A 2,675-nucleotide genomic window follows, 5' to 3' on the forward strand; every position below is an offset into this window, starting at 1 on the left:
ACCCCCGACCACTTTTAATTGACCCGGCTACCACCGATATCTAGACTCAGCACTAAACTCTTTCCCTCCACGAAGCTCTTCCGATCTTTTCCTCTAAACTATACCCGCGGAGCCTGCAGCTCACGCTTAAATCTGGTGGAGGGAGAAGGATTCGAACCTTCGAAGTCGTAGACGTCAGATTTACAGTCTGATCCCTTTGGCCGCTCGGGAACCCCTCCTAATCAGGCCGGCATTCTATATCATGCCAAGCCCCTGTCAAGCATTTTCTCATTTAAAAACCTGAGCTTAGCTGCATTGACACCGCTTCACTTTGAAATCCCGTCTGGGTCTTCACTGTGGAGCGGGCGCCATTCTATGCAAACTATTCGGCAGGTGCAACCCCCTCACACAGCATTATTTTATGTTTTAACTCATTGAATTCCTTGGAAAGGTTTTGCAATTGCACACTCCCCAACAAACGCTGGCTCTCAGGCGCAACAGACAGCCAATAACCCGCCCCCAAAGCCCCCTTCGACGAGGACTGCCCATTAACCCCCATTTCAGCCAAACGCTGCTGAAGAGCTGAAATCGACTCCTGTCGAGTAAAGCCCCCGAGAAAGAGGCACTCTTGGCGCCGCGCCCCCTGCACCTCCCGTACATCACCGGTCGTCTCACTCAGTAGGCGAATATCCTGCTGCGAACCCCGATACAAACTAAGAGGCGTCACATCCTTTGCCCGCAAGGGCGCCTCCTGCTGATGCCAGACATAATAGAAAACATTGAGAACCAGAAGCAGGAGGAACAACCAACGCATACAAACCTCAGGACAAAGGACAAGCCATAGCCAGCCCCACAAACACCAGGTCCGGAACGATTCTGGCCTCAGGAACAACACCTGCAACCAGATCAGCATCACCACCGGTTATAAAGACAGCGAAGTCAGCCCCCCAATAGGAGTGCGCCATTTCCAACTGCGTCAATACGAAGCCTCGCAACATCAATGAACACCCACGCTCTACCGCCTCAACGGTAGTCCGCCCCGGCGCGTTACTGGACAGCGCCCGTTCAGCAGCCAAATCCCCATAACGAATCTTTCGGGTATGAGTACGCAACTGGTTTCGCATCAGCGGCATTCCAGGACAAATAAAGCCGCCCAGATGCTCGCCATCAGCCGCGATAAAATCAGCAGTTACCGCCGTACCGAAATCCAGTACCAGGCAAGCACTTCCCGAAGACAGGTGAAACCCACCCAGCATCGCCAGCCATCGATCAAGCCCAAGGCGCTCATAGTCTTCGTAACCATTTCTAACGCCTGACATTTCGCGAGCAGATTTCGCGCACACCACCGAAATACCGAATTCCCGCTCAATAATTTCGATCAGAGCGCCGGTTTCTTCACTGGTCCTTACACTGACCAGTCGACATTTACGCAGACAAAGCCGGTCAAACGCCCGCAAACTCTCAAGCAGCGCCAAATCAGAGTCGACGACCCCTTCCGAGACCAGGCCGCCGACCGTGGCATTCAGCACGCGCCATTTTATAAAGCTGTTTCCGCAGTCGAGCTCAAGAATCATCACGCAACCTCAGGCTGAGCTCACCACCACTAAATACTCTTTCCACGCCGTTCACCCTCAAGCGCAGAGCACCTTGATTATCAATTCCGAGCACCACACCATCTATGTGACTGGCACCGGCAATCAACGATACCGATCGCTCCTGCCACAAGTGATTCGCCTCCCATTCCGCCCGAAGGACCGAAAAACCACTCACCTGATGACACCGAATGTAGGCGTCCAACTGATTACTCAGCTCAGCCACCAAAGCATTACGATCGCAGCTACTGCCAGACTCAAGTCGAATAGATGTCCACTGCTGATCGACCTCATCAGCAACCTGCATATTCACATTGATACCGATACCCAGCACCACATGACAGACATCGGCGGGGTCGCCAACGAGCTCAAGCAGAATGCCGGCAATTTTCTTGTTACCCACCAGAACATCATTGGGCCATTTCAAACCGGCATTTACCACGCCAAATCTTCGCAGCGCCTGCATCACAGCCAACCCTACAACAAGACTCAACCCTTCGAGCTGGCGCATTCCACCATCGATTCGAAGGACAAGGCTGTAATATAGATTTTCAGCAAACGGACTGACCCACTTACGACCTCTGCGGCCGCGGCCAGAAACTTGCCGCTCTGCAAGCACCAAAAACGGCGCCAGACTGCCTTGACCAATAGAACGCAATGCTTCGGCATTAGTCGAGTCGACCGAATCCAGAACGGTCACCGGCCAATCCGGTGCCATTGTCGATATCTTTAGAGAGTCGAGCAGCATTAATGGCGATGCCAGTTGATAGCCCCGCCCCCGGACTTTATGGATAGACAAACCCAGCTCAGCCTCTAGATGCTGAAGCTGCTTCCATACTGCACTTCGACTTATTCCCAGGGCCTCGCCCAGATCCTGACCAGAATGGAAACGCCCATCCTTCAGAAGATTCAACAACGTCAGCATGCAGGTCTCGCCTCACAATGAGGCCCGAATAATAGCCATGCCCCGCGCCGTTGCATAGAAATCAAGCAAGCGCTTTTCTAACGAGCAAAACAAAACCCCAACTGCTTTCGCAATTGGGGTTTCGGAATTTAATCTTGACGATGACCTACTCTCACATGGGGAAACCCCACACTACCATC

The 2,675-nt window shown here is 52.8% G+C and carries 3 protein-coding genes and 1 tRNA gene; all 4 read right to left on the reverse strand.

Features of this window, described 5'->3' with window-relative positions; translation table 11 throughout:
* Positions 1-133 precede the first annotated feature (133 nt).
* Positions 134-218: transfer RNA gene (locus ACIPIZ_RS29315), tRNA-Tyr, on the reverse strand.
* Positions 219-361: 143 nt separating this feature from the next.
* Positions 362-793, reverse strand: a complete 432-nt coding sequence (locus tag ACIPIZ_RS29320; RefSeq protein ID WP_064392271.1) for a hypothetical protein — start codon at positions 791-793, stop codon at positions 362-364.
* A gap of 7 nt (positions 794-800) precedes the next feature.
* A complete protein-coding gene (locus ACIPIZ_RS29325; RefSeq protein WP_401168992.1) occupies positions 801-1,553 on the reverse strand; it encodes a pantothenate kinase in 753 nt (250 codons plus the stop codon).
* Positions 1,543-2,496, reverse strand: a complete 954-nt coding sequence (gene birA / locus ACIPIZ_RS29330; protein ID WP_105709064.1) for a bifunctional biotin--[acetyl-CoA-carboxylase] ligase/biotin operon repressor BirA — start codon at positions 2,494-2,496, stop codon at positions 1,543-1,545. Before birA ends, ACIPIZ_RS29325 begins: the two co-directional genes overlap by 11 nt.
* Positions 2,497-2,675 lie beyond the last annotated feature (179 nt).

Origin of the sequence: Pseudomonas sp. NPDC087690 (genome assembly GCF_044743175.1) — a bacterium.
Taxonomy (GTDB): Bacteria; Pseudomonadota; Gammaproteobacteria; order Pseudomonadales; family Pseudomonadaceae; genus Aquipseudomonas.

Excerpts from the sequence above, each read along its gene's own strand:
- birA (WP_105709064.1), bottom strand. The coding sequence starts at position 2,496 with ATGCTGACGTTGTTGAATCTTCTGAAGGATGGGCGTTTCCATTCTGGT.
- ACIPIZ_RS29320 (WP_064392271.1), bottom strand. The coding sequence starts at position 793 with ATGCGTTGGTTGTTCCTCCTGCTTCTGGTTCTCAATGTTTTCTATTAT.
- ACIPIZ_RS29325 (WP_401168992.1), bottom strand. The coding sequence starts at position 1,553 with ATGATTCTTGAGCTCGACTGCGGAAACAGCTTTATAAAATGGCGCGTG.